Raw genomic sequence first — 24,164 nt, forward strand, 5'->3', positions numbered from 1 at the left:
TTGCTGAAACCTCAATCGATGATGTGACGTTAGTGATTCAAAATATTATCGGGTAACCAGCACTGTGCATCCAGGCCGTTGGCATCGGTGCGGTTTTCCAGGCGTAGACAGCCACGGTGCAACTGAACGATACGGATCACGATATTCAATCCCAGCCCGCTGCCGCCATAACGCTGATCCATCCGGCGGAAGGCCTGAGTCAACTCTCCCGCCATTTCTTGCTTGATACCCGGCCCCTCATCGAGCACCTGTAATCGTTGCCCATTATTCTCGGGGGTGAGCTGAACACGGATGACACTCTTCTCGGGGCCATAGCGGTGCGCATTTTCAACCAGATTACGCAGCATCAGACGCAGCAGCACCGGATCGCCATGGGTCGGGGCATTGGCTGGCAGTTGCCAGACAATCTTTTGCCCGCGCAGAGCGGCTAGCTCTTTCAACTCTTCCTGCAATGGCTGAACAACGTTGGTTACCCAGTCAAACTGCTGGTAATGGCCACTGGCGAAATCCTGCCCGGCCCGTGACAGCATCAGCAATTGCTCGACCACGTGCATCAGTTGGTCAATGCGGGCGATCAACTGTTTACTGCCCGCAATCCCCTGTTGCTCCATCAGTTCCAGATGCAGCCGGATCCCCGCCAGCGGCGTACGTAATTCGTGGGCTGCATCGGCAGTGAACAGCCGCTCTTGCTGGATGGTATGGTCAAGGCGTGAAAAAAGCTGATTCAATGCCTTGGTAACCGCCATCATCTCCAGACTGTCGTTGGATACTGGCAAAGGAGTCAGATTATCTGCGGAACGTTTCTCCAGCTTTTCCTGCAGTTGATTCAGCGGCCGGATAATCCAACTGATGGCCCAGAAGGAGGCGAGCAGGGTCACCACCATCATGATCAGCGAAGGGGCAAGCAGGGAAGCGATCGCTTCGGCAATCTCGGTATCGACCCGCTCGTTGCGAACTTTGGCCGACAGGGTTTCATCCACCAGGAAACTGATCTGCTCCTGGCTTTCATGCCATAGCCAAAACGCGCTGATGAGCTGGGTGACCAGCAGGATCAGGGCCAACATCAGCAGCAAACGACGGCGCATGCTGATCAAGATGCGGGCTCCAGACGGTAACCGATGCCACGAACGGTACGGATACGATCTTTGCCCAGTTTACGGCGCAAGTTGTGCATGTGCACTTCGAGGGTATTCGAGCCCAGATCGTCGTTCCAGGTATAGAGATCCTGTTGCAACAGCTCACGGTTGACGGTTTGCCCGGCCCGCATTATCAGACGCGACAGAATGGCAAACTCTTTCGGCGTGACGTCTATCGCCTGCTGCTGCAGATACACCTGCTGGCTGGACAGGTTGAGCGTCAGATCGTCCTGTTGCAGCAGGTTATCGCTGTGGCCCTGATAGCGGCGGAGCAGTGCCCGTACCCGGGCTTGCAGCTCAATCAGCGCAAAGGGTTTGACCAGATAGTCATCGGCACCGGCGTCCAGGCCATCGACACGGTCTTGCAACGCGTCGCGTGCGGTGAGGATCAACACCGGGATGCTGATGTGTTGACGACGCCATTGCCGCAGCAGGGTGGCACCGTCAATATCTGGCAGGCCGAGGTCAAGGATCACCATACTGTACTGGCTGGTGACGATCAGGCTATTGGCCTGCGCAGCACTGGCCGCACAATCACAGGCGTAGCCTTCGTTGGACATTGCCAACGCCACGCCTTGCTGCAATAACTCATCATCCTCAACAATCAGTAGCTTCATGCCCTTGGGCCTCAATTGTTCTGATAGATATCCCGATACAGCCGGCTTTCGAACCGCACCAGCGGCGCTCGGCGCTGTTTTTGATCTTCTGGTGGCACCGCGTAACCCGATAGATATTGGACAAAGGCAAGGCGCTGACCGCTGGCCGTAGTGATAAAGCCGGCCAAGTTATAGACCCCTTGCAACGCCCCGGTTTTGGCAGAAACCTTACCGTCGACCCCGGCTTCGTGTAGGCCACCGCGATAGCGCAGCGTGCCATCATAACCGGACAGCGGCAGCATCGAGATAAAGTTGAGCTCGCTGTCGTGCTGAGCAATATATTGCAACGCCTGCATCATGGTTGCAGGTGCCAGCAGGTTGTGGCGCGACAGGCCAGAGCCGTCCACCACGATGCTGTTACCTAGGTCTACCCCGGCCTTCTGGCGCAGAACCTGGCGAACTGCATCTGCTCCCGCGCGCCAGGTGCCCGGTACGCCAAAGCGTTCATGGCCGATGGTGCGAAACACGGTATCGGCAATCATGTTGTCCGACTTCTTCAGCATGATTTTCAGCAGGTCATGCAACGGTGCGGACTGTGTCTGGGCGATCACCGTGCCCGTCATGCCTGGCTGGGTTTGGCGTTTCAAATGGCCGCCAATCTGGATCCCTGACTTGACCAGCTCATCTTTCAGGATGGCACCGGCATAGCTGGCTCCATCTTGAATGGCGAATGCCAACGGCAGTGGTTCACTACGCTGGGTCAGGCATCCGGTCAGTGTAAAGCGGTTCAATTCGCCCGGCACCACATCCAGCTCACAATATTGTGCATCCGCAGAGCCTTTCGCCAGCGTTCTTACCTGGCTGAACATATTGACCGGGTAGAATGAGGCCACGCGAATAAACGCCATCTCACCGGGGTTAGGGGCGCTGTAAAGGGAAACCGAGAAACAGTTGCGATCGACAATTGCCGCCGCTGGCGGGGCGCTGAAACATTGGGTCATATCGTTCCAGGGCCAGCCGGGCGCTTTGTCATGGCTGGCAAATACCGAGGTATCGACCAGCACATCGCCGCTGATTTCGCGTACTCCCTGTCTTTTCAGTTCCGCCACCATATTGCGCAGATTCTGCCGCTTGAAGGTGGGATCTCCGCTGAAACGGGCGATAAGGTTGCCACGCAACACGCCATCCGTGATGTTGCCCTGACTTTCCAGTGTCGTGGTGAAGCGATAATCCGGCCCGAGCTGCAACAAAGCCGCCAGCGCGGTAAGCACCTTCTGGGTGCTGGCCGGGAGTGCCATTTGCTGTGAGTGATAGTCGATGGTTGGCGTGGTCGCGCCAATCTTCTGAACTATCAGGGCCAGGTTCGCCCCATCAGGCAAATATTGTGTGTAATCTTCAACCGGGGCCGCATGGGCATTAACAGCAAATGCGCAGGCCAATACACTGACAATTCGTGAAAAACGCATAATCTCGGGGTAACAGCTGGATAACGTGCTGTCATACTACGGTGCATCAAGGGATAAAGTAAACGATGACCCTTAAGGAACTCTAGGCTAAAATGCGTATCAAAATGCAAAATCGACGCTGACTTGGAGCAAACCTCCGAGCTCGGTTTCTTTTGTTTATCGCCTGGAGACGGAAGGCGCAACGCCTGCCGTAATTTCATACGAACACGTCAGGATGACGCTAATGCCCTGGGGATGTTGAGCTGCGGTTAGCTCGCAACACCACGGGTATATTTGAACAGGATAGATTTAGAGGTATTTAACGATGAAACAGATCCCGATGACCTTGTTTGGCGCAGAACAGCTGCGTGAAGAACTAGAATATTTGAAAGGTGTGCGTCGCCCGAAAATCATTGCCGACATCGCCACCGCACGCGAACACGGTGACCTGAAAGAAAACGCCGAGTACCATGCCGCTCGTGAACAGCAGGGTTTCTGTGAAGGACGTATCCAGGAAATCGAGGCCAAACTGTCCAATGCGCAGGTGATCGACATCACCAAAATGCCTCAGACTGGCCGCGTGATTTTTGGTGCTACCGTCTCGGTGATGAACCTGGATAGCGAAGATCAGGTGACTTACCGCATCGTGGGTGATGATGAAGCAGACTTTAAGAAAAATCTTATTTCTGTCAACTCACCGATGGCTCGTGGCCTGATTGGCAAAGAGCAAGATGATGTTGTTGTCATCAAAACCCCGGGTGGTGATGTAGAATACGAAATTCTGAAAGTGGAATATCTTTAATTTCGCCCGAGTTGGTTAAAAGTTCAGCAGGGTTTTGTAAAGAAAGGAAAAAGGCCGCAAGCGGCCTTTTATCTGAGCCCGGCGCATGGCACCGTCTCAGCAAACAGATTGCGGATTAGCGCGGCAAAGTGATCTTGCGCTCTTTCGACGGGCGGTAAAGAATAAGCGTACTGCCGATCACTTGCACGTTGCAGGCACCCGTTTCACGCACAATAGCGTCGGCGATCAGGGTTTTGGTTTCGCGATCTTCGGCTGCAATTTTTACTTTGATCAGCTCGTGATGCTCCAGAGCCAGCTCAATTTCAGCCAACACCCCTTCGGTGAGACCGTTATTACCCAGCATGACCACCGGTTTTAACGGATGTGCCAGGCCTTTCAGGTGTTGTTTTTGTTTATTATTCAGATTCATTGTCTTTTTTGCTTAAGTTGGGATTGAAAACGGTACATTCTACCGCCATCTCATGTGTATCACCAAATCGGTCTGCACCGAATTGAGTTTACGTGAGAAGCGAACCTGGCATGAGACTCTTTTTAGGATAGTTGGAATACTCGATGGCAAATAAAAAGCGTTCGGCCAGTTCCAGTCGCTGGCTCCAAGAACACTTTAGCGATAAATATGTGCTGCAGGCGCAGAAAAAAGGGCTGCGTTCGCGTGCCTGGTTTAAACTTGATGAAATCCAGCAAAGTGACAAACTGTTCAAGCCGGGTATGACGGTCGTTGATTTGGGGGCTGCACCGGGCGGTTGGTCGCAATATGTGGTAACCCAGATTGGTGGTAACGGGCGTATCATTGCCTGTGATATTTTGCCAATGGATCCTATCGTTGGCGTCGATTTCCTTCAGGGCGATTTTCGTGATGAACTGGTCCTCAAAGCACTGTTGGAACGTGTAGGTGATAGTAAGGTTCAGGTAGTCATGTCTGACATGGCCCCGAATATGAGCGGCACCCCGGCGGTCGATATCCCAAAATCGATGTATCTGGTGGAATTAGCACTGGAAATGTGTCGTGATGTTCTCGCACCAGGCGGTAGTTTCCTGGTGAAGGTGTTCCAGGGAGATGGTTTTGACGAGTACCTACGGGAAATTCGCTCCCTGTTTACGAAGGTTAAGATTCGTAAGCCAGACGCTTCTCGCGCACGTTCGCGTGAAGTGTACATTGTAGCGACAGGGCGGAAACTGTAGTACCCTAACGCTGTTTGTTAACACAGTTGTAATATGAGGTTAATCCCTTGAGTGACATGGCGAAAAACCTAATTCTCTGGCTAGTCATCGCGGTCGTTTTGATGTCGGTATTCCAGAGCTTTGGGCCCAGCGAGTCTAATGGCCGTAGGGTAGATTACTCTACCTTCATGACCGAACTGACCCAAGATCAGATCCGTGAAGCGCGCATTAATGGGCGTGAAATCAACGTTGTCCGTAAAGACAGCAACAAGTACACCACTTACATCCCGGTCAACGATCCTAAGTTACTGGATACGTTGTTAACCAAAAACGTGAAAGTTGTTGGTGAGCCACCGGAAGAGCCAAGTTTGCTGGCTTCCATCTTTATTTCCTGGTTCCCAATGCTGTTGTTGATTGGGGTCTGGATCTTCTTCATGCGGCAAATGCAGGGCGGCGGCGGCAAGGGCGCGATGTCCTTCGGCAAGAGCAAGGCCCGTATGCTGACGGAAGACCAGATTAAAACCACTTTTGCCGACGTTGCAGGCTGTGACGAAGCAAAAGAAGAAGTGAGTGAACTGGTAGACTACCTGCGCGAACCGAGCCGTTTCCAGAAGCTGGGCGGCAAGATCCCGAAAGGCGTGCTGATGGTTGGCCCTCCGGGTACCGGTAAAACCCTGCTGGCGAAAGCGATTGCTGGCGAGGCGAAAGTCCCGTTCTTCACCATTTCGGGTTCTGACTTCGTTGAAATGTTCGTCGGTGTGGGTGCATCCCGCGTCCGTGACATGTTTGAACAGGCCAAGAAAGCGGCACCGTGCATCATCTTTATCGATGAAATCGACGCCGTAGGCCGCCAACGTGGCGCAGGTCTGGGCGGTGGTCACGATGAACGTGAGCAAACGCTGAACCAGATGCTGGTTGAGATGGACGGCTTTGAAGGCAACGAAGGCATTATCGTCATCGCGGCAACCAACCGTCCTGACGTACTGGACCCTGCGTTACTGCGTCCAGGCCGTTTCGACCGCCAAGTGGTGGTTGGGCTGCCAGACGTGCGTGGCCGTGAGCAAATCCTGAAGGTGCACTCCCGTCGTGTGCCGTTGGCGCCAGATGTTGATGCTTCTGTGCTTGCACGTGGTACTCCGGGCTTCTCCGGTGCGGACTTGGCCAACCTGGTCAACGAAGCTGCCCTGTTCGCAGCACGTGGCAACAAGCGCGTGGTGTCGATGGTGGAGTTCGAAAAAGCCAAGGACAAGATCATGATGGGTGCGGAACGTCGCTCCATGGTGATGACGGAAGCGCAGAAAGAATCGACCGCCTATCACGAAGCGGGCCACGCCATCATTGGCCGCCTGGTTCCTGAGCATGACCCGGTGCATAAAGTCACGATTATTCCTCGTGGCCGTGCGCTCGGCGTGACCTTCTTCCTGCCGGAAGGGGATGCGATCAGCGCCAGCCGTCAGAAGCTGGAAAGCCAAATCTCCACCCTGTACGGTGGCCGTCTGGCAGAAGAAATTATTTACGGGCCGGAAAAAGTCTCTACCGGTGCATCGAACGACATTAAAGTCGCTACCTCGATCGCCCGCAACATGGTGACCCAATGGGGCTTCTCTGAGAAGCTGGGGCCATTGCTGTATGCGGAAGAAGAGGGCGAGGTGTTCCTGGGCCGTTCCGTGGCCAAGGCGAAACACATGTCGGACGAAACCGCACGTATCATCGACCAGGAAGTCAAATCCCTGATTGAGCGCAACTACATTCGCGCACGTGCGTTGCTGATGGAAAACATGGACATCCTGCATTCGATGAAAGATGCACTGATGAAATATGAAACCATCGATGCACCGCAGATCGACGACCTGATGAACCGTAAAGATGTGCGTCCGCCAGCAGGTTGGGACGACGTGGCGAAAAGCAACAACTCCGACAACGGTGGCACACCAAAAGCGCCAACGCCGGTAGATGAGCCGCGTACACCAAACCCAGGCAACACCATGTCTGAACAGCTCGACAAGTAACATCGGCTGTAGCGTAAAATAAAACCCCGGCCAGCCGGGGTTTTTTATTGCTGGCTGAAAATTGCTGCCTCTCCTTGGGTGAGAGGGGCGGGATCCACTCCAGGCAACTGAGTAGTATTGACTCCAAGGTAGATTAATCATGCAGTTAACCGTGCGCGACCAAATCCTCGATCTCAACCATCCTCGGGTGATGGGGATCCTCAATGTTACCCCTGACTCCTTCTCTGACGGCGGGCGGCATAATTCGCTGAATGATGCTCTGCTGCATGCGCATGCGCTGATTTCGGCGGGTGCAACGATGATCGATGTGGGGGGCGAGTCCACGCGCCCGGGCGCTGCCGAGGTCAGTGAAGAGGAAGAGATTGAGCGCGTTGTGCCGGTAGTGGAAGCCTTGGCGCAGCGGTTTGAGATTTTTATCTCGGTGGATACCTCAAAAGCCGGTGTGATCCGCGAATCCGCTAAAGCCGGTGCGCATCTGATCAACGACGTTCGCTCGCTGCAGGAGCCTGGTGCGTTGCAGGCAGCCGCCGAAAGCGGTCTGCCAGTGTGCCTGATGCATATGCAAGGCGAGCCGCGTACCATGCAGCAAGCACCGCATTACGATGACCTGATGGCGGACGTTAATGCGTTTTTCCAGCAGCATATTGACCGCTGTATTGCAGGCGGCATAGCAAAACAGAAATTGTTACTCGACCCAGGCTTCGGTTTCGGTAAGAATTTAGCGCATAATTATCAGCTTCTGGCCCGATTGGCGGAATTTCATCACTTTGGCTTGCCACTGTTGGTGGGGATGTCGCGTAAATCTATGATTGGGCAGCTATTGAATGTCCCACCCGAACAGCGGGTTATCGGCAGCGTGGCCTGTGCGGTGATTGCCGCGATGCAGGGGGCGCAGATAGTCAGAGTGCATGATGTCAAAGAAACCGTCGAGGCGATGCGTGTCGTCGAGGCAACACTTTCAGCTAAGGGATAGTAGAGACATGAGCGAACGCAAATACTTTGGTACCGACGGCATTCGTGGCAAGGTGGGTGACAGCCCGATAACCCCAGAGTTCGTACTCAAGCTGGGCTGGGCTGCCGGCAAGGTATTGGCGCGCCATGGCTCCCGCAAAATCATCATCGGTAAAGATACCCGTATCTCAGGCTATATGCTGGAGTCAGCGCTGGAGGCCGGTTTAGCGGCGGCGGGGCTGTCTGCTTCGTTTACCGGTCCGATGCCTACCCCCGCGGTGGCTTATCTGACCCGAACTTTTCGTGCGGAAGCCGGGATCGTGATTTCTGCCTCACATAACCCATTTTATGATAACGGCATCAAGTTCTTCTCCATCGATGGTGCCAAACTGCCTGACGATGTGGAGGAAGCGATTGAAGCGGAAATGGAAAAACCGTTGACCTGCGTCGAATCTGCCGAGTTGGGTAAAGCCAGCCGCATTGTCGATGCCGCAGGGCGCTATATCGAATTCTGTAAAGGCACCTTCCCGAGCGAACTGAGCCTGAACGGGCTGAAGATCGTGGTGGACTGCGCCAACGGCGCTACCTATCACATTGCCCCAAGCGTTTTGCGTGAGCTGGGTGCCACGGTGATCGCTATCGGTTGTGAGCCGGATGGCATGAACATCAACGAAGAGTGTGGCGCTACCGATGTACGCCAACTGCAGGCGCGCGTGCTGGAAGAGCAGGCACACGTTGGCCTGGCCTTTGATGGCGATGGCGACCGCGTGATGATGGTGGATCACCTGGGTAACAAGGTTGACGGCGATCAGATCCTCTACATCATTGCTCGTGAAGGCCTGCGCCAGGGGCAACTGCGCGGCGGTGCCGTGGGTACCCTGATGAGCAATATGGGCCTGGAGCTGGCACTGAAGCAGCTCGGCATCCCGTTTGCCCGTGCCAAGGTGGGTGACCGCTACGTACTGGAAAAACTGCAAGAGTTGGGCTGGCGCATTGGGGCGGAAAACTCCGGCCACGTGATCCTGCTGGACAAAACTACCACCGGGGACGGTATCGTCGCTGGCCTGCAAGTGTTGACGGCAATTGTGCGTAATAACATGAGCCTGCACGACCTGTGCAGCGGTATGAAATTACTGCCACAGGTCCTGGTCAACGTGCGCTTTGTCGGTGAGCATAACCCACTGGAGTCAGAGGCGGTGTTGAAGGTCACTGAGCAGGTCGAAGCCGAATTGGCCGGTCGTGGCCGTGTGCTGCTGCGTAAGTCGGGCACTGAGCCATTGATCCGCGTAATGGTGGAAGGCGAAGATGAGCAGCAGGTTATCGCGCTGGCGCACCGTATCGCCGATGCGGTCAAGCTGGCAGGTTAACATGCTGTTTTTACGCAGGTACGTTGTCAGTGCCTGCGTAATTTCCCGATCAGCCCTGTTTTTGCTGTTTTTTTCCGCAAACGCATCGGCGGTTGCAAATTGCCCTTGCGCGCTTTGATGGCTTTGGTTAGTATTCACACCCGCTTCAGTGGGCTGTTTTAGTGACACGCCACGCCTTCTTTAGTTTGGAAGCATCTGGGGTGAGAAGCATTTGGCACGCGGTGAACCCGCAAGGATACAGGTACCACTATGTACGAAGCTCTTCTGGTAATTTTCTTGCTGATATCGATCGGGTTAGTCGCTCTGATCATGCTACAGCAAGGTAAAGGCGCTGATATGGGAGCCTCATTCGGAGCAGGTGCTTCTGGCACATTCTTCGGATCGACCGGTTCAGGCAACTTTATGACCCGCATGACGGCTGTCCTGGCGACGTTGTTCTTCGTCATCAGTCTGATCCTGGGCAACCTGAGCACCAATCAGGGCAAGAAAGGCAGCGAGTGGGAAAACCTGGGTCAGCCAGCGCAAACTGAGCAGACTAGCACTCCGGCAGCACCAGCTAAACCGGTCAGTGATATCCCGCAGTAAGCCGCTGAAAAGTTTGAACACGGTTGTTTTCGACCTCAACAGAAACAGCCGTTAGCAGTAAAAATCAGTACCGAGGTGGTGGAATTGGTAGACACGCTACCTTGAGGTGGTAGTGCCCTAACGGGCTTGTGGGTTCGAGTCCCATCCTCGGTACCAAATCCCAGAGATAACTTGCGTTTTTGCAATTATCGGCGTAATATTTGCCACGTTTTCGGACGCGGGGTGGAGCAGCCTGGTAGCTCGTCGGGCTCATAACCCGAAGGTCGTCGGTTCAAATCCGGCCCCCGCAACCACTTTCCTTTAAGTGTTTATTTTCAAATACACTTTTCGATTGAATTCCGCTTTTCTCGATCAACATTTGAAAATGGCACTTGCTAGAAAGTTGCACCGAAGCCGCTTTGCGGCAAACAGGGTCCAGTTGCATAAAGCCCCGAATTTTCGGGGTTTTTTGTTATTTGGCAACAGAATCACTGGGCTATTAGGCCCTTTTTTTATGTCTTGGGGGTGGGCTTGTCCACATTAGAGCAAAAATTAACAGAGATGCTTTCCGCACCGGTAGAGGCGTTGGGCTTTGAGCTCGTAGGCATCGAATTTATTCGGGCGCGCCAATCGACACTACGCATCTATATTGATAGTGACAACGGAATCAATGTTGATGATTGCGCTGATGTCAGCCACCAGGTCAGCGCTGTACTGGACGTCGAAGATCCGATCACGGTCGCTTACAACCTGGAAGTTTCCTCTCCTGGCCTTGAGCGCCCTATGTTTACCGCGGAACACTATCAACGTTTTCTCGGTGAAGAAGTCAGCGTTGTTCTGCGTATGGCGATACAAAACCGCCGCAAATGGCAGGGCATCATCAAGTCTGTAGAAGGCGAGATGATCACGGTTACTGTGGATGGGAAAGATGAAGTGTTCGCGCTGAGTAATATTCAGAAAGCGAACCTGGTACCCCACTTTTAAAGTTTGGATGAGGCAACTAGGATGAACAAAGAGATTCTGGCTGTTGTTGAAGCAGTTTCCAATGAAAAATCCCTACCACGTGAGAAGATTTTCGAAGCCCTGGAAACCGCTTTAGCCACCGCCACCAAGAAAAAATATGAGCAGGAAATCGAGGTCCGTGTCAGCATTGACCGTAAGACTGGCGATTTCGACACCTTCCGCCGTTGGGTTGCCGTTGATGAAGTGACCCAGCCAACGCGTGAGATCACGCTGGAAGCTGCACAGTATGAAGACCCGTCCATGGAACTGGGCGGCTATATCGAAGATCAGATCGAATCTGTGACCTTCGACCGTATCACCACTCAGACCGCGAAGCAGGTTATCGTACAGAAAGTACGTGAAGCCGAGCGCGCGATGGTGGTTGACGCCTTCCGCCAACACGAAGGTGAAATCGTCACCGGCGTGGTGAAAAAAGTGAACCGTGACAGCATTGCGCTGGATCTGGGTAGCAACGCTGAAGCGGTCATTGGCCGTGAAGATATGCTGCCACGCGAAAACTTCCGCCCGGGTGACCGCATCCGCGGTGTACTGTACGCAGTACGTCCGGAAGCGCGCGGTGCGCAACTGTTCGTTAGCCGTTCCAGCCCGGATATGCTCAAAGAGCTGTTCCGCATCGAAGTGCCGGAAATTGGCGAAGAAGTGATTGAGATTAAAGCGGCAGCCCGCGATCCTGGCTCCCGTGCAAAAATTGCCGTGAAAACCAACGACAAGCGTATCGACCCGGTCGGTGCCTGTGTCGGTATGCGCGGTGCCCGCGTCCAGGCCGTTTCGAGCGAGCTTGGCGGGGAACGTATTGATATCATCCTGTGGGATGATAACCCTGCACAGTTCGTCATTAACGCCATGGCCCCGGCAGATGTTGCCTCGATCGTGGTAGATGAAGATCGGTGCACGATGGATATCGCCGTTGAAGCCAGCAACCTGGCACAGGCGATCGGCCGTAATGGCCAAAACGTGCGTTTAGCTTCCCAACTGTTGAAACAGCATCGTGATGATGATCGCTGGGAACTGAACGTGATGACGGCGGACGATCTGCAGGCCAAGCATCAGGCCGAGGCTCATGCCGCCATTGATACCTTCACCAAGTATCTTGATATCGACGAAGATTTCGCCACCGTTCTGGTCGAAGAAGGCTTCTCTACGCTGGAAGAACTGGCTTACGTGCCAATCAAAGAGCTGCTGGAAATCGACGGTCTGGATGAAGATATGGTTGAAGCGTTGCGCGATCGCGCCAAAGCTGCATTGACCACGCTGGCCCTGGCACAGGAAGAAAGCCTGGGCGACCAAAAACCTGCTGATGATTTGCTCAACCTTCCGGGTCTTGAGCGCAGCATGGCCTTTAAACTGGCCGCGCGTGGGGTTTGTACGCTGGAAGATCTTGCCGAGCAGGGTGTTGACGATCTGGCTGATATTGAAGGGCTTAGCGATGAGCAAGCCGGCGAGCTGATTATGGCCGCACGTAATATCTGTTGGTTTGGCGACAACGCGTAATAACTGTAGCAGGAAGGAACAGCATGACGACAGATGTAACCGTAAAATCGCTGGCAGCAGAGATACAGACACCGGTTGATCGCCTGGTACAGCAATTTGCTGATGCAGGGATTAACAAGTCTGAGACCGACTCTGTGACACAGCATGAGAAAGAAACCTTACTGGCGCACCTGAACCGTGAACACGGTAGTGCGCCAAGCAAACTCACGTTGCAGCGCAAAACGCGCAGCACCTTGAATATTCCGAGCACCGGCGGTAAGAGTAAATCGGTGCAAATTGAGGTCCGCAAGAAACGCACTTATGTAAATCGCGATCCGCAGGAAGCCCAACAGGCTGAAGCGGCTGAGCAGGCACAGCGTGAAGCGGAAGAGCAGGCAAGGCGCGAAGCGGAAGAGCTAGCGAAACGCGAAGCAGAAGCTAAGCGCGCAGCCGAAGAGCAAGCCAAACGTGAGGCCGCGGAGATTGCTAAGCGTAATTCAGCGGAAAAAGAAAAAGTGACCAATCAACATACCGACGAAATGACCAAGCCAGCTCAGGCAGAAAAAGCACGCCGTGAAGCCGAAGCCGCCGAACTGAAACGTAAAGCGGAAGAAGAAGTACGCCGTAAGGTGGAAGAAGATGCCAAACGCGTAGCGGAAGAAGCGCGCCGTATGGCCGAAGAAAACGGTGAGAAGTGGGCCGAAGCCGAAGCAGCAAGCGCTGCGGTTGAAACAGCCGACTACCACGTAACCACCTCCGAGCACGCTCGTGCTGCCGAAGACGAAAACGACGCCAAAGTTGAAGGTGAGCGCCGTAGCCGTACTCGCGGTGGCAAAGCGACCAAACAGAAGAAAGGCAACAAGCTCTCCGAGTCTAAAGCAGACCGCGAAGAAGCTCGCACCATGACCCGTGGCGGTAAAGGCAAGCGTAAGCCAAGCACCCTGCAGCAGGGCTTTAACAAGCCAGCTCAGGTGGTGAACCGTGACGTGGTGATCGGCGAGACCATCACCGTTGCCGAACTGGCTAACAAGATGGCGGTAAAAGGTTCTCAGGTCATCAAAGCGATGATGAAGCTGGGCGCCATGGCCACCATCAACCAGGTCATCGACCAGGAAACCGCACAGCTGGTTGCCGAAGAGATGGGCCACAAAGTTATCCTGCGTCGTGAGAACGAGCTGGAAGAAGCGCTGATGAGCGACCGTGACACCGGCGCCGGTGCCGAGTCTCGTGCCCCAGTCGTGACCATCATGGGCCACGTTGACCATGGTAAAACCTCTCTGCTCGACTACATCCGCTCCACCAAGGTGGCGGTTGGCGAAGCAGGTGGTATTACCCAGCACATCGGTGCTTACCACGTAGAAACCGAAAACGGCATGATCACCTTCCTGGATACCCCAGGCCACGCAGCGTTTACCTCAATGCGTGCTCGTGGTGCTCAGGCGACCGATATCGTGGTTCTGGTCGTAGCAGCAGACGACGGCGTGATGCCACAAACCATCGAAGCTATTCAGCATGCTCAGGCGGCTAAAGTGCCATTGGTGGTTGCGGTTAACAAAATTGACAAACCAGAAGCCGATCCGGACCGCGTTAAGCAAGAGCTGTCTCAGTATGGCGTTATGCCAGAAGAGTGGGGCGGTGAAGCTCAGTTCGTCCACGTATCTGCAAAAGCCGGTACCGGTATCGACGAACTGTTGAATGCTATCCTACTGCAGGCCGAAGTTCTTGAACTGAAAGCGGTTCGTAGCGGCATGGCGAGCGGTGTGGTAATCGAATCCTTCCTGGATAAAGGCCGTGGCCCAGTGGCTACCGTACTGGTACAGGAAGGGACGCTGAACAAGGGCGATATCGTCCTGTGCGGCTTCGAGTATGGCCGTGTTCGTGCGATGCGTGACGAATTGGGCCGTGAAGTGACCTCTGCGGGTCCTTCTATCCCAGTTGAGATCCTGGGCCTGTCCAGCGTTCCTGCTGCGGGTGACGAAGCGACCGTCGTGCGTGACGAGAAGAAAGCGCGTGAAGTTGCGCTGTACCGTCAAGGCAAGTTCCGCGAAGTTAAACTGGCTCGCCAGCAGAAATCTAAACTGGAGAACATGTTCGCGAACATGACCGAAGGTGAAGTTTCTGAACTGAACATCGTGCTGAAAACCGACGTACAGGGTACCTGTGAAGCGATTTCCGATTCACTGCAGAAACTCTCCACCGACGAAGTGAAGGTGAAGATTGTGGGTTCTGGCGTCGGTGGTATCACCGAAACCGACGCGACCCTGGCTGCGGCATCCAACGCCATCATCCTGGGCTTCAACGTGCGTGCGGATGCTTCTGCCCGCCGCGTGATTGAGTCAGAAAGCCTGGATCTGCGTTACTACTCCGTGATCTATAACCTGATCGACGAAGTGAAGCAGGCGATGAGCGGTATGTTGGCGCCTGAGTACAAACAGCAGATCATCGGTCTGGCTGAAGTACGTGATGTGTTCAAATCACCTAAGTTCGGCGCTGTTGCCGGCTGTATGGTGACCGAAGGCAACATCAAGCGTCACAACCCAATCCGCGTGCTGCGTGACAACGTGGTTATCTATGAAGGCGAGCTGGAATCCCTGCGCCGCTTCAAAGATGACGTTAACGAAGTCCGTAACGGTATGGAATGTGGTATCGGCGTTAAGAACTACAACGACGTGCGCGTTGGCGACATGATCGAAGTGTTCGAAATCATCGAGATCCAGCGTACCATCGCTTAAGCCTCGAAAAACGCTTAAATCTGTTTTAGGGGGGCCTTGTGCCCCCCGATTTGTCTGGAGGGTTTCCAAATGGCAAAAGAATTCAGCCGCGGTCAACGCGTGGCACAAGAAATGCAAAAAGAGATTGCGATGATCTTGCAGCGTGAAGTCAAAGATCCGCGCGTCGGCATGGCTACCGTTTCAGGTGTTGAAGTGTCTCGCGATCTGGCTTACGCCAAAGTTTACGTCACCTTCCTGAACGTGCTGACCGAAAACCACGATCCGGATCTGGTGACCAACGGCATTAAAGCGTTGCAGGATGCTTCTGGCTATATCCGTACGCTGCTGGGCAAAGCGATGCGCCTGCGCGTAGTGCCGGAACTGACCTTCTCTTACGATAACTCACTGGTTGAAGGCATGCGTATGTCCAACCTGGTGACCAACGTAGTGAAGAACGATGCCGAACGTCGCAATGCATCAGGCGATGAAGAGGAGGCTTAATGAGTCGCCCTCGCCGTCGCGGCCGTGACATTCACGGCGTACTGCTGCTGGACAAACCGCAGGGCTTGTCGTCTAACGATGCCCTGCAAAAAGTAAAGCGTATCTACAATGCCAACCGCGCGGGCCACACCGGCGCGCTCGATCCACTGGCGACCGGTATGCTGCCAATCTGTCTGGGTGAGGCCACCAAGTTCTCCCAGTACCTGCTCGATTCCGACAAGCGTTACCGCGTGATTGCCCGTTTGGGCCAGCGCACGGATACCTCGGATGCTGATGGTCAGATCGTGCAGGAGCGGCCGGTAAACTTCACCCAAGCGCAGCTTGATACCGCGCTGGACACCTTCAGGGGTAACATCCAGCAGGTGCCTTCGATGTATTCCGCACTGAAATACCAGGGCAAAAAGCTGTATGAATATGCTCGCCAGGGTATCGAAGTCCCGCGTGAAGCACGCAGCATCACCGTGTATGAGTTGCAGTTTATCCGCTGGGAAGGGGATGAGCTTGAGCTGGAAATTCACTGCTCAAAAGGCACCTACATCCGCACCATCACGGATGACCTCGGTGAGTTGCTGGGCTGTGGCGCACACGTGATTTATCTGCGCCGCCTGCAGGTGGCGAAGTACCCGATCGCCCGCATGGTCACGTTGGAACAGCTGAATGCGTTAGTGGAGCAGGCACAGGAGCAGAGCATTGCGCCGAGCGAACTGCTCGATCCGTTGCTGATGCCGATGGATAGCCCGGCCGAAGACTTTCCTGAAGTGAACCTGTTGCCAGCGGTAGCGGGTTACGTCAAGCAAGGGCAGCCGGTGCAGGCCGCAGGGGCTCCGGCCTCAGGTCTGGTGCGCATTACCGAAGGCGAAGAACGTAAATTTATCGGCATTGGCGAGATTGCCGATGATGGCCGAGTCGCGCCGCGCCGCCTGGTTGTCGAATATTTCGACTGACCTGCCCGCCTTGCGATCGCCCTGCGCTAAGAGTAGAATGGCGCAGCTTATGCATTGGGTTGCTGAATTAGAGATCGGCGCCTGTATTTATTATCTATAATTTTGGAGTATGACAATGTCTCTAAGTGTTGAAGCTAAAGCTAAAATCGTAGCTGACTTCGGTCGTGGTACTAACGACAGCGGTTCTACCGAAGTTCAGGTTGCCCTGTTGACTGCGCAGATCAACCATCTGCAAGGCCACTTCTCAGAGCACAAAAAAGATCACCACAGCCGTCGTGGTCTGCTGCGTATGGTTTCTCAGCGTCGTAAGCTGCTGGACTACCTGAAGCGTAAAGATGTAGCACGTTACACCAGCCTGATCGAGCGTCTGGGTCTGCGTCGCTAATCGAGCAAGTTTCAGTAGAAAGGGGCCAAATTTGGCCCCTTTCTTCTAGGAAGCATAAGCAAATCAGGTTAATGTATTACTGAGGATCTTCCGTTACAGAGGTTCGCGCGGCTAATGAGAGGCTTTATCTCATGAGAGATAAGGATTGTCATTAGTCGCGAGGATGTAGTGAGAAGGTCAGTGAACCACAGGCGTGTCGAGTCGAAGAACGATTGCGCGCCACCAATTAAGGATTAAATTTTGCTGACTCCGATTATTCGCAAATTCCAGTATGGCCAACACACCGTGACGCTTGAGACCGGTATGATGGCACGTCAAGCCACTGCCGCCGTGATGGTGAGCATGGATGACACCGCAGTATTCGTCACCGTAGTTGGCCAGAAGAAAGCCAAACCAGGCCAGAGTTTCTTCCCTCTGACCGTGAACTATCAGGAGCGTACCTACGCTGCTGGCCGTATCCCGGGTAGCTTCTTCCGTCGTGAAGGCCGTCCGAGCGAAGGCGAAACCCTGACTTCCCGTCTGATCGACCGTCCGATCCGCCCACTGTTCCCAGATAGCTTCCTGAACGAAGTGCAAGTGATCGCCACCGTGGTTTCCGTGAACCCACAGGTAAACCCAGACATCGTAGCGATGATCGGTGCCTCTGCTGCCCTGAGCCTGTCCGGTATTCCGTTCAATGGCCCAATCGGTTCTGCACGCGTGGGTTACATCAACGATCAGTACGTACTGAACCCAACCACCGACGAGCTGAAAGAAAGCCGTCTGGACCTGGTGGTTGCCGGTACCGCAGGCGCAGTGCTGATGGTGGAATCCGAAGCGGACGTGCTGAGCGAAGATCAGATGCTGGGCGCAGTCGTGTTTGGCCATGACCAACAGCAAATCGTTATCGAAAACATTAACGCTCTGGTTGCCGAAGCTGGCAAGCCGAAGTGGGATTGGCAGGCACCAGCGGTTAACGAAGCGCTGCATGCGCGCGTAGCCGAGCTGGCCGAAAGCCGTCTGGGCGATGCTTACCACATCACCGAAAAACAAGAGCGTTACGCTCAGGTTGATGCGATCAAAGACAGCGTAGTGGAAACTCTGCTGGCGCAAGACGAAACTCTGGACGCGTCTGAAATTCAGGACATCCTGGGCACCGTTGAGAAAAACGTCGTACGTAGCCGTGTGCTGCGTGGCGAGCCGCGTATCGATGGCCGTGAGAAAGACATGATCCGTGGTCTGGACGTGCGCACTGGCGTTCTGCCACGTACCCACGGTTCCGCACTGTTCACCCGTGGTGAAACTCAGGCGCTGGTTACCGCCACTCTGGGTACCGCGCGTGACGCACAGAACATCGACGAGCTGATGGGCGAGAAAACCGACAGCTTCCTGTTCCACTACAACTTCCCTCCGTACTCTGTTGGTGAAACCGGCATGGTAGGTTCACCGAAGCGTCGTGAAATCGGCCATGGTCGTCTGGCAAAACGTGGCGTTTTAGCTATGATGCCTAAACCAGAAGATTTCCCGTACACCGTACGTGTGGTGTCTGAAATCACCGAATCCAACGGTTCTTCTTCAATGGCTTCCGTTTGTGGTGCTTCTCTGGCACTGATGGACGCAGGTGTGCCAATCAAGGCCGCCGTTGCGGGTATCGCAATGGGCCTGGTGAAAGAAGAAGAAAACTTTGTTGTACTGTCTGATATTCTGGGTGACGAAGATCACCTGGGCGACATGGACTTCAAAGTGGCCGGTAGCCGCGATGGTATCACCGCGCTGCAGATGGACATTAAAATTGAAGGTATCACCCGCGAAATCATGCAGGTGGCTCTGAACCAGGCCAAGGGTGCGCGTCTGCACATTCTGGGCGTGATGGAACAGGCTATCAGCACGCCGCGTGGCGATATCTCTGAGTTCGCACCACGTATTCACACCATCAAGATCAATCCAGACAAGATCAAAGATGTGATCGGTAAAGGTGGCTCAGTCATCCGTGCGTTGACCGAAGAAACTGGCACCACGATCGAAATTGAAGATGACGGTACAGTGAAGATTGCTGCGACCGATGGCGACAAAGCGAAGTTCGCTATCCGCCGCATCGAAGAGATCACCGCTGAGATCGAAGTTGGCCGTGTGTATCAGGGTAAAGTAACCCGTATCGTTGATTTTGGTGCCTTCGTGGCCATCGGCGGCGGTAAAGAAGGCCTGGTGCACATCTCTCAAATCGCCGACAAGCGCGTTGAGAAAGTGACCGACTATCTGCAGATGGGTCAGGAAGTACCGGTTAAGGTAATGGAAGTTGATCGCCAGGGCCGTGTGCGTCTGAGCATCAAAGAAGCTACAGCGCCAGAATCCGCTGCGGCTCCTGCACCAGAAGCAGAATAACTGTATCAGCAGTTTTACAGCTCCCTGCCGTTAGGGTTGGGGGCTGTCCTTATCGCGTGGGTAGGATACTCGCGTATTAGCAAGCGGAGGACAGGACGTTCATCCAATGTTTGTCTTCGGGAGTGGGAAATGAAGCCTTTCTTGCGCTGGTGTTACGTTGCGACAGCACTATTGCTGGCAGGATGCAGCAACCATGATTGGCGTAAAGACGAAGTTCTGGCTATTCCGTTGCAGCCTACGCTGCAGCAGGAAGTGATCCTGGCGCGCATGGAACAAATACTTGCCAGCCGGGCATTAACGGACGATGAGCGAGCACAGCTTTTATATGAGCGCGGTGTGCTGTATGATAGCCTAGGTTTACGTGCTCTAGCGCGCAATGACTTTTCACAAGCGCTAGCGATACGTCCTGATATGCCAGAAGTTTTCAACTACCTGGGCATTTACTTAACGCAGGCAGGCAATTTTGATGCTGCCTATGAAGCGTTTGATTCTGTACTAGAGCTTGATCCAACTTACAATTACGCGCGTTTAAACCGGGGCATCGCACTGTATTATGGCGGCCGCTTCCCGTTGGCGCAGGATGATCTGCAGGCGTTTTATCAAGACGACCCAAACGATCCCTTCCGTTCGCTGTGGCTTTATCTGGTGGAGAGAGAAATCGATCCCAAGATGGCTACCGTATCGCTCCAGCAGCGTTATGACAAATCGGACAGAGGGCAATGGGGATGGAATATTGTCGAATTCTACCTGGGCAAAATCAGCGAAAAAACGCTGATGGAACGCCTCAAGGCAGATGCAACGGATAACACTTCGCTCGCTGAGCATCTCAGTGAAACTGACTTCTATTTAGGTAAGCACTACCTAAGTCTGGGGGACAAGGACACCGCTTCGGCGCTGTTCAAACTGACGGTGGCTAACAACGTTCATAACTTTGTTGAGCACCGCTATGCATTGTTGGAATTGGCGCTGTTAGGCCAAGAACAAGACGACCTATCGGAATCGGACCAGCAATAGCTGACGGACACTTATCAGCCTGATTTACATTGGTTTTTTGACCAAAGTAATCGCCTTAACGGGCGAGGGCTTTTTTGTCTGTTTTATAATCTAATTTGAGCCGGTTCACACTTTTCAATGAAAATGACTGAAAATTTTCTCGACGAGTTATGTAGACTGGCTGCCATTATTAATGAGGCACGTGTACATGACTACTGAGCTTGAAACCTCTTTTGCTGACCTGGGGCTGTCTGCTCCGATCATTGCTGCCCTGACCGATCTGGGCTACGAAAAACCATCACCGATCCAGGCTGAGTGTATTCCTCACCTGTTGAACGGCCGCGACGTGCTGGGCATGGCGCAGACCGGTAGTGGTAAAACTGCGGCGTTCTCGCTGCCCCTGCTGCACAACCTCGATGCAGCCCTGAAAGCACCACAAATCCTGGTACTGGCTCCAACCCGCGAACTGGCGGTTCAGGTCGCTGAAGCCATGACCGATTTCTCCAAGCACATGCATGGCGTTAACGTGGTGGCCCTGTACGGTGGCCAACGTTATGACGTGCAGCTGCGCGCTCTGCGTCAGGGCCCGCAAATCGTAGTAGGGACCCCGGGCCGTCTGCTGGACCACCTGAAACGTGGCACCCTGAACCTTTCTGGCCTGAAAGGCCTGGTTCTGGACGAAGCCGACGAAATGCTGCGCATGGGCTTTATCGAAGACGTAGAAACCATCATGGCGGAGATCCCGGCTGAACATCAGACCGCGCTGTTCTCTGCGACCATGCCGGAAGCGATCCGTCGTATTACCCGTCGCTTCATGAAAGATCCACAGGAAGTGCGCATTCAGTCCAGCATCACCACTCGTCCGGACATTAGCCAGAGCTACTGGACCGTGCAGGGCATGCGTAAAAACGAAGCGCTGGTGCGTTTCCTGGAAGCTGAAGATTTTGACGCGGCGATCATCTTCGTACGTACCAAAAATGCGACCCTGGAAGTGGCCGAAGCGCTGGAGCGCAGCGGTTACAACAGTGCCGCACTGAACGGTGACATGAACCAGGCGCTGCGTGAGCAGACCCTGGAGCGTCTGAAAAGTGGCCGTCTGGATATTCTGATCGCCACCGACGTTGCCGCTCGTGGTCTGGACGTTGAGCGTATCAGCCTGGTGGTAAACTATGATATCCCTATGGATTCAGAGTCTTACGTTCACCGTATCGGCCGTACAGGTCGTGCTGGCCGTGCTGGCCGTGCGCTGCTGTTCGTAGAAAACCGCGAACGCCGCCTGCTGCGCAACATCGAGCGCACCATGAAGTTGACCATCCCTGAAGTCGAGCTGCCAAACGCAGATCTGCTGGGTGAGCGCCGCCTGGCCAAGTTTGCCGCTAAAGTTCAGCAGCAGCTGGAAAGCAGCGATCTGGATATGTACCGTGCGCTGCTGGCTAAGCTGCAGCCGGGTGAAGATCTGGATATGGAAACGCTGGCTGCTGCACTGCTGAAAATGGCACAGGGCGAGCGTCCTCTGATCCTGCCACCAGATCCAGTGTTCAAACCGCGTCAACGTCGTGAGTTCAACGATCGTGACGAACGTGGTAGCGACCGTCGTCGTGACGCACGTCCAGACAGCCGTGAAGCTGGTGCTGAGCGTCCACGTCGCGAACGCCGTGACGTGGGTGAAATGCAGCTGTACCGCATTGAAGTTGGCCGTGATGACGGCGTGGAAGTTCGTCATATCGTTGGTGCGATCGCTAACGAAGGTGACATCAGCAGCCGTTACATCGGTAACATCAAGCTGTTTGCTTCCCACTCCACCATCGAGCTGCCAAAAGGCATGCCGGGCGAGATCCTGAATCACTTCACTCGCACCCGCATTCTGAACAAGCCGATGAACATGCAACTGCTGGGCGATGCACAGCCGCATGAACGTCGTGAGCGTCCTGCCGGTGGTAACGGTGGTGAGCGCCGTGGTGGTGCCCGTCCATTCAACGGTGAGCGTCGCGAAGGTGCACCAGCACCACGTCGTTCTTTCGGTGAGCGTCGTGAAGGCGGTAATGCTGCCGGTGGCGAACGTCGTGGCGGTAACTTCAACCGTGATAAGCCAGCACCACGCCGTGACGATGCAGCAGCTCCTGCCGCACCACGTCGCCGTTTCGGTGATGCATAACCGTTGATTTGACCGTTTACGGTTAATCAGCTTAAAAACCAGTCTTCGGACTGGTTTTTTTTTGCCTGGTATCTCAGTTAATACTGCTAAAGGGCGTATCATCCGCAAGGTTTATCTTACGGATGCACAGGAGCTGCCGTGAACTGGCAACAATTCAAATCTCAATACCTGGTGCGCTTTTGGGCACCCTTACCGGCGGTGATCGCAGCCGGGATCCTCTCGACCTACTATTTCGGCATGACCGGCACCTTCTGGGCGGTAACCGGCGAATTTACCCGCTGGGGGGGCCATATCTTGCAGTGGTTTGGCTTTCATCCCGAGCAGTGGGGTTACTTTAAGGTGATCGGCCTACAGGGCACACCGCTCGATCGTATTGATGGGCGCATGATTATTGGTATGTTTGCGGGTTGCATCGCCGCTGCGCTGTGGGCCAACAACATCAAATTACGTATGCCGCAGCACCGCATCCGCATTGCACAGGCATTGCTGGGCGGCATTATTGCCGGTTTTGGCGCGCGTTTAGCGATGGGGTGTAACCTGGCGGCCTTCTTTACCGGCATTCCACAGTTCTCGCTGCATGCCTGGTTTTTTGCGCTGGCAACGGCGGCCGGCTCTTACTTCGGTGCCAAATTCACCTTGCTGCCGATGTTCCGTATTCCGGTCAAGCTGCAAAGAGTGAAAGCGGCCTCACCATTGACGCAAAAACCCGAGCAGGCACGCCGTCGTTTCCGTTTGGGAATGGGGGTTTTCTGCCTCACGGTGGCCTGGTCATTATGGACGCTGTTTGATGCGCCGAAACTCGGTATCGCCATGCTGTTTGGTATCGGTTTTGGCCTGCTTATTGAACGGGCGCAGATCTGCTTTACCTCGGCGTTCCGCGATCTGTGGATCACTGGCCGTACGCATATGGCTAAAGCGATTATTATCGGTATGGCGGTCAGCGCCATCGGCATTTTCAGCTATGTGCAACTGGGCGTCTCGCCGAAGATCATGTGGGCCGGACCCAACGCGGTACTGGGCGGCCTGCTGTTTGGCTTCGGTATTGTGCTGGCTGGCGGCTGCGAAACCGGTTGGATGTATCGTGCGGTGGAAGGACAGGTCCATTACTGGTGGGTGGGGTTGGGCAACATTATCGGTGCCACGCTGTTAGCCTACTACTGGGACGATCTGGCGCCAGCCTTGGCGACCAACTACGACAAGATTAACCTGCTGGACACCTTCGGGCCGATCGGTGGTTTGCTGGTGACTTATCTGTTACTGGCCATCGCCTTTGCCGCGATGCTGTGGTGGGAGAAACGCTTTTTCCGTGCCAAGCCAGATGCGCAGGTGGTGAACTTAAGGAGTGAAGTATGAAACAGACCGAGATCGTGCCGGATTACCGGTTGGATATGGTGGGAGAGCCTTGTCCTTATCCGGCGGTAGCCACGTTAGAAGCGATGCCGCAGCTGAAACCGGGTGAAATACTGGAAGTGATCAGCGACTGTCCGCAGTCGATCAATAATATCCCGCTCGATGCCCGTAACCACGGCTACAAGGTGCTGGATATTCAGCAGGATGGGCCAACCATTCGCTACCTGATCCAGCGTTGAG

22 protein-coding genes and 2 tRNA genes are annotated in these 24,164 nt (G+C 54.4%); 20 read left to right on the top strand and 4 right to left on the bottom strand.

The genetic code is table 11. The annotated features are described in order from the left end of the window. Positions 1–29: 29 nt before the first annotated feature. From pmrB to dacB, 3 genes are read right to left on the bottom strand one after another with little or no spacing between them, the layout of a single operon-like run. Positions 30–1,094, bottom strand: a complete 1,065-nt coding sequence (pmrB, locus tag IMQ33_RS00695) for a two-component system sensor histidine kinase PmrB (RefSeq protein ID WP_065684105.1) — start codon at positions 1,092–1,094, stop codon at positions 30–32. After that, entirely contained in the window at positions 1,091–1,753 is a 663-nt protein-coding gene (gene pmrA / locus IMQ33_RS00700) for a two-component system response regulator PmrA (protein ID WP_065684106.1), read from the bottom strand. Before pmrA ends, pmrB begins: the two co-directional genes overlap by 4 nt. 11 nt (positions 1,754–1,764) lie before the next feature. Then, positions 1,765–3,198 carry a serine-type D-Ala-D-Ala carboxypeptidase gene (gene dacB, locus IMQ33_RS00705; protein WP_196061386.1) on the bottom strand — a complete coding sequence of 478 codons (1,434 nt, stop codon included), beginning with the start codon at positions 3,196–3,198 and terminating at the stop codon, positions 1,765–1,767. Positions 3,199–3,502: 304 nt separating this feature from the next. On the opposite strand from dacB, the gene greA reads away from it, so the two are divergent. Continuing rightward, entirely contained in the window at positions 3,503–3,979 is a 477-nt protein-coding gene (gene greA, locus IMQ33_RS00710) for a transcription elongation factor GreA (protein WP_021179044.1), read from the top strand. Between the two features lie 115 nt (positions 3,980–4,094). Here greA and yhbY read toward each other — a convergent pair whose 3' ends face one another. Further along, entirely contained in the window at positions 4,095–4,388 is a 294-nt protein-coding gene (gene yhbY / locus IMQ33_RS00715) for a ribosome assembly RNA-binding protein YhbY (protein ID WP_021807520.1), read from the bottom strand. Positions 4,389–4,531: 143 nt separating this feature from the next. On the opposite strand from yhbY, the gene rlmE reads away from it, so the two are divergent. The 19 genes from rlmE to yedF all read left to right on the top strand — a co-directional run bounded on the left by rlmE (position 4,532) and on the right by yedF (position 24,163). Then, positions 4,532–5,161 carry a 23S rRNA (uridine(2552)-2'-O)-methyltransferase RlmE gene (gene rlmE, locus IMQ33_RS00720; protein WP_021179046.1) on the top strand — a complete coding sequence of 210 codons (630 nt, stop codon included), beginning with the start codon at positions 4,532–4,534 and terminating at the stop codon, positions 5,159–5,161. A gap of 56 nt (positions 5,162–5,217) precedes the next feature. Next, on the top strand, positions 5,218–7,149 hold the full coding sequence (gene ftsH / locus IMQ33_RS00725) for an ATP-dependent zinc metalloprotease FtsH (protein WP_024529076.1): 1,932 nt from the start codon (positions 5,218–5,220) through the stop codon (positions 7,147–7,149). 139 nt (positions 7,150–7,288) lie between these two features. Further along, a complete protein-coding gene (folP, locus tag IMQ33_RS00730) occupies positions 7,289–8,122 on the top strand; it encodes a dihydropteroate synthase (protein WP_024483367.1) in 834 nt (277 codons plus the stop codon). Between the two features lie 7 nt (positions 8,123–8,129). After that, positions 8,130–9,467, top strand: a complete 1,338-nt coding sequence (gene glmM, locus IMQ33_RS00735; RefSeq protein WP_196061387.1) for a phosphoglucosamine mutase — start codon at positions 8,130–8,132, stop codon at positions 9,465–9,467. A gap of 249 nt (positions 9,468–9,716) precedes the next feature. Continuing rightward, positions 9,717–10,052 carry a preprotein translocase subunit SecG gene (secG, locus tag IMQ33_RS00740; RefSeq protein ID WP_024483369.1) on the top strand — a complete coding sequence of 112 codons (336 nt, stop codon included), beginning with the start codon at positions 9,717–9,719 and terminating at the stop codon, positions 10,050–10,052. A 69-nt stretch (positions 10,053–10,121) separates the two neighbouring features. After that, positions 10,122–10,208: transfer RNA gene (locus IMQ33_RS00745), tRNA-Leu, on the top strand. A 60-nt stretch (positions 10,209–10,268) separates the two neighbouring features. Continuing rightward, positions 10,269–10,345: transfer RNA gene (locus tag IMQ33_RS00750), tRNA-Met, on the top strand. A gap of 217 nt (positions 10,346–10,562) precedes the next feature. Continuing rightward, complete coding sequence (gene rimP, locus IMQ33_RS00755; protein ID WP_024529072.1) at positions 10,563–11,015, top strand: ribosome maturation factor RimP; 453 nt, start codon at positions 10,563–10,565, stop codon at positions 11,013–11,015. A gap of 21 nt (positions 11,016–11,036) precedes the next feature. Then, positions 11,037–12,545, top strand: a complete 1,509-nt coding sequence (nusA, locus tag IMQ33_RS00760; RefSeq protein ID WP_024483371.1) for a transcription termination factor NusA — start codon at positions 11,037–11,039, stop codon at positions 12,543–12,545. 23 nt (positions 12,546–12,568) lie between these two features. Continuing rightward, positions 12,569–15,256: a translation initiation factor IF-2 gene (gene infB / locus IMQ33_RS00765; protein WP_021807516.1), complete on the top strand. Its 2,688-nt coding sequence runs from the start codon at positions 12,569–12,571 to the stop codon at positions 15,254–15,256. Between the two features lie 69 nt (positions 15,257–15,325). Beyond that, positions 15,326–15,736, top strand: a complete 411-nt coding sequence (gene rbfA, locus IMQ33_RS00770; protein ID WP_021179053.1) for a 30S ribosome-binding factor RbfA — start codon at positions 15,326–15,328, stop codon at positions 15,734–15,736. Further along, complete coding sequence (gene truB / locus IMQ33_RS00775) at positions 15,736–16,680, top strand: tRNA pseudouridine(55) synthase TruB (RefSeq protein WP_021807515.1); 945 nt, start codon at positions 15,736–15,738, stop codon at positions 16,678–16,680. The genes rbfA and truB overlap by 1 nt, the downstream gene beginning before the upstream one ends. A 115-nt stretch (positions 16,681–16,795) precedes the next feature. After that, positions 16,796–17,065 (top strand): 30S ribosomal protein S15, encoded by a 270-nt coding sequence (rpsO, locus tag IMQ33_RS00780; protein ID WP_010279698.1) that lies wholly within the window; start codon positions 16,796–16,798, stop codon positions 17,063–17,065. A gap of 240 nt (positions 17,066–17,305) precedes the next feature. Beyond that, positions 17,306–19,426, top strand: a complete 2,121-nt coding sequence (gene pnp / locus IMQ33_RS00785) for a polyribonucleotide nucleotidyltransferase (RefSeq protein ID WP_065684109.1) — start codon at positions 17,306–17,308, stop codon at positions 19,424–19,426. Positions 19,427–19,555: 129 nt separating this feature from the next. Then, positions 19,556–20,440, top strand: coding sequence for a lipoprotein NlpI (gene nlpI / locus IMQ33_RS00790; RefSeq protein WP_021179056.1), 885 nt, complete (start codon positions 19,556–19,558; stop codon positions 20,438–20,440). A gap of 123 nt (positions 20,441–20,563) precedes the next feature. Beyond that, a complete protein-coding gene (gene yrbN / locus IMQ33_RS26335) occupies positions 20,564–20,638 on the top strand; it encodes a protein YrbN (protein ID WP_223499600.1) in 75 nt (24 codons plus the stop codon). Then, positions 20,628–22,574: a DEAD/DEAH family ATP-dependent RNA helicase gene (locus IMQ33_RS00800; RefSeq protein WP_024529067.1), complete on the top strand. Its 1,947-nt coding sequence runs from the start codon at positions 20,628–20,630 to the stop codon at positions 22,572–22,574. The genes yrbN and IMQ33_RS00800 overlap by 11 nt, the downstream gene beginning before the upstream one ends. Positions 22,575–22,712: 138 nt before the next feature. Further along, complete coding sequence (gene yedE / locus IMQ33_RS00805) at positions 22,713–23,927, top strand: selenium metabolism membrane protein YedE/FdhT (protein WP_065684110.1); 1,215 nt, start codon at positions 22,713–22,715, stop codon at positions 23,925–23,927. Further along, complete coding sequence (gene yedF, locus IMQ33_RS00810) at positions 23,924–24,163, top strand: sulfurtransferase-like selenium metabolism protein YedF (protein WP_021179059.1); 240 nt, start codon at positions 23,924–23,926, stop codon at positions 24,161–24,163. The genes yedE and yedF overlap by 4 nt, the downstream gene beginning before the upstream one ends. The last annotated feature ends 1 nt before the right edge of the window (position 24,164 follow it).

The sequence above is a fragment of the Serratia sp. Res13-Sevr-LER1-36-b genome (assembly GCF_015673035.1).
Lineage (GTDB): Bacteria > Pseudomonadota > Gammaproteobacteria > Enterobacterales > Enterobacteriaceae > Chania > Chania fonticola_C.

Excerpts from the sequence above, each read along its gene's own strand:
- yedF (WP_021179059.1), top strand. The coding sequence starts at position 23,924 with ATGAAACAGACCGAGATCGTGCCGGATTACCGGTTGGATATGGTGGGA.
- nusA (WP_024483371.1), top strand. The coding sequence starts at position 11,037 with ATGAACAAAGAGATTCTGGCTGTTGTTGAAGCAGTTTCCAATGAAAAA.
- rlmE (WP_021179046.1), top strand. The coding sequence starts at position 4,532 with ATGGCAAATAAAAAGCGTTCGGCCAGTTCCAGTCGCTGGCTCCAAGAA.
- IMQ33_RS00800 (WP_024529067.1), top strand. The coding sequence starts at position 20,628 with ATGACTACTGAGCTTGAAACCTCTTTTGCTGACCTGGGGCTGTCTGCT.
- nlpI (WP_021179056.1), top strand. The coding sequence starts at position 19,556 with ATGAAGCCTTTCTTGCGCTGGTGTTACGTTGCGACAGCACTATTGCTG.
- pmrA (WP_065684106.1), bottom strand. The coding sequence starts at position 1,753 with ATGAAGCTACTGATTGTTGAGGATGATGAGTTATTGCAGCAAGGCGTG.
- rpsO (WP_010279698.1), top strand. The coding sequence starts at position 16,796 with ATGTCTCTAAGTGTTGAAGCTAAAGCTAAAATCGTAGCTGACTTCGGT.
- folP (WP_024483367.1), top strand. The coding sequence starts at position 7,289 with ATGCAGTTAACCGTGCGCGACCAAATCCTCGATCTCAACCATCCTCGG.
- greA (WP_021179044.1), top strand. The coding sequence starts at position 3,503 with ATGAAACAGATCCCGATGACCTTGTTTGGCGCAGAACAGCTGCGTGAA.
- rbfA (WP_021179053.1), top strand. The coding sequence starts at position 15,326 with ATGGCAAAAGAATTCAGCCGCGGTCAACGCGTGGCACAAGAAATGCAA.
- glmM (WP_196061387.1), top strand. The coding sequence starts at position 8,130 with ATGAGCGAACGCAAATACTTTGGTACCGACGGCATTCGTGGCAAGGTG.
- yhbY (WP_021807520.1), bottom strand. The coding sequence starts at position 4,388 with ATGAATCTGAATAATAAACAAAAACAACACCTGAAAGGCCTGGCACAT.
- truB (WP_021807515.1), top strand. The coding sequence starts at position 15,736 with ATGAGTCGCCCTCGCCGTCGCGGCCGTGACATTCACGGCGTACTGCTG.
- infB (WP_021807516.1), top strand. The coding sequence starts at position 12,569 with ATGACGACAGATGTAACCGTAAAATCGCTGGCAGCAGAGATACAGACA.
- dacB (WP_196061386.1), bottom strand. The coding sequence starts at position 3,198 with ATGCGTTTTTCACGAATTGTCAGTGTATTGGCCTGCGCATTTGCTGTT.
- ftsH (WP_024529076.1), top strand. The coding sequence starts at position 5,218 with ATGGCGAAAAACCTAATTCTCTGGCTAGTCATCGCGGTCGTTTTGATG.
- secG (WP_024483369.1), top strand. The coding sequence starts at position 9,717 with ATGTACGAAGCTCTTCTGGTAATTTTCTTGCTGATATCGATCGGGTTA.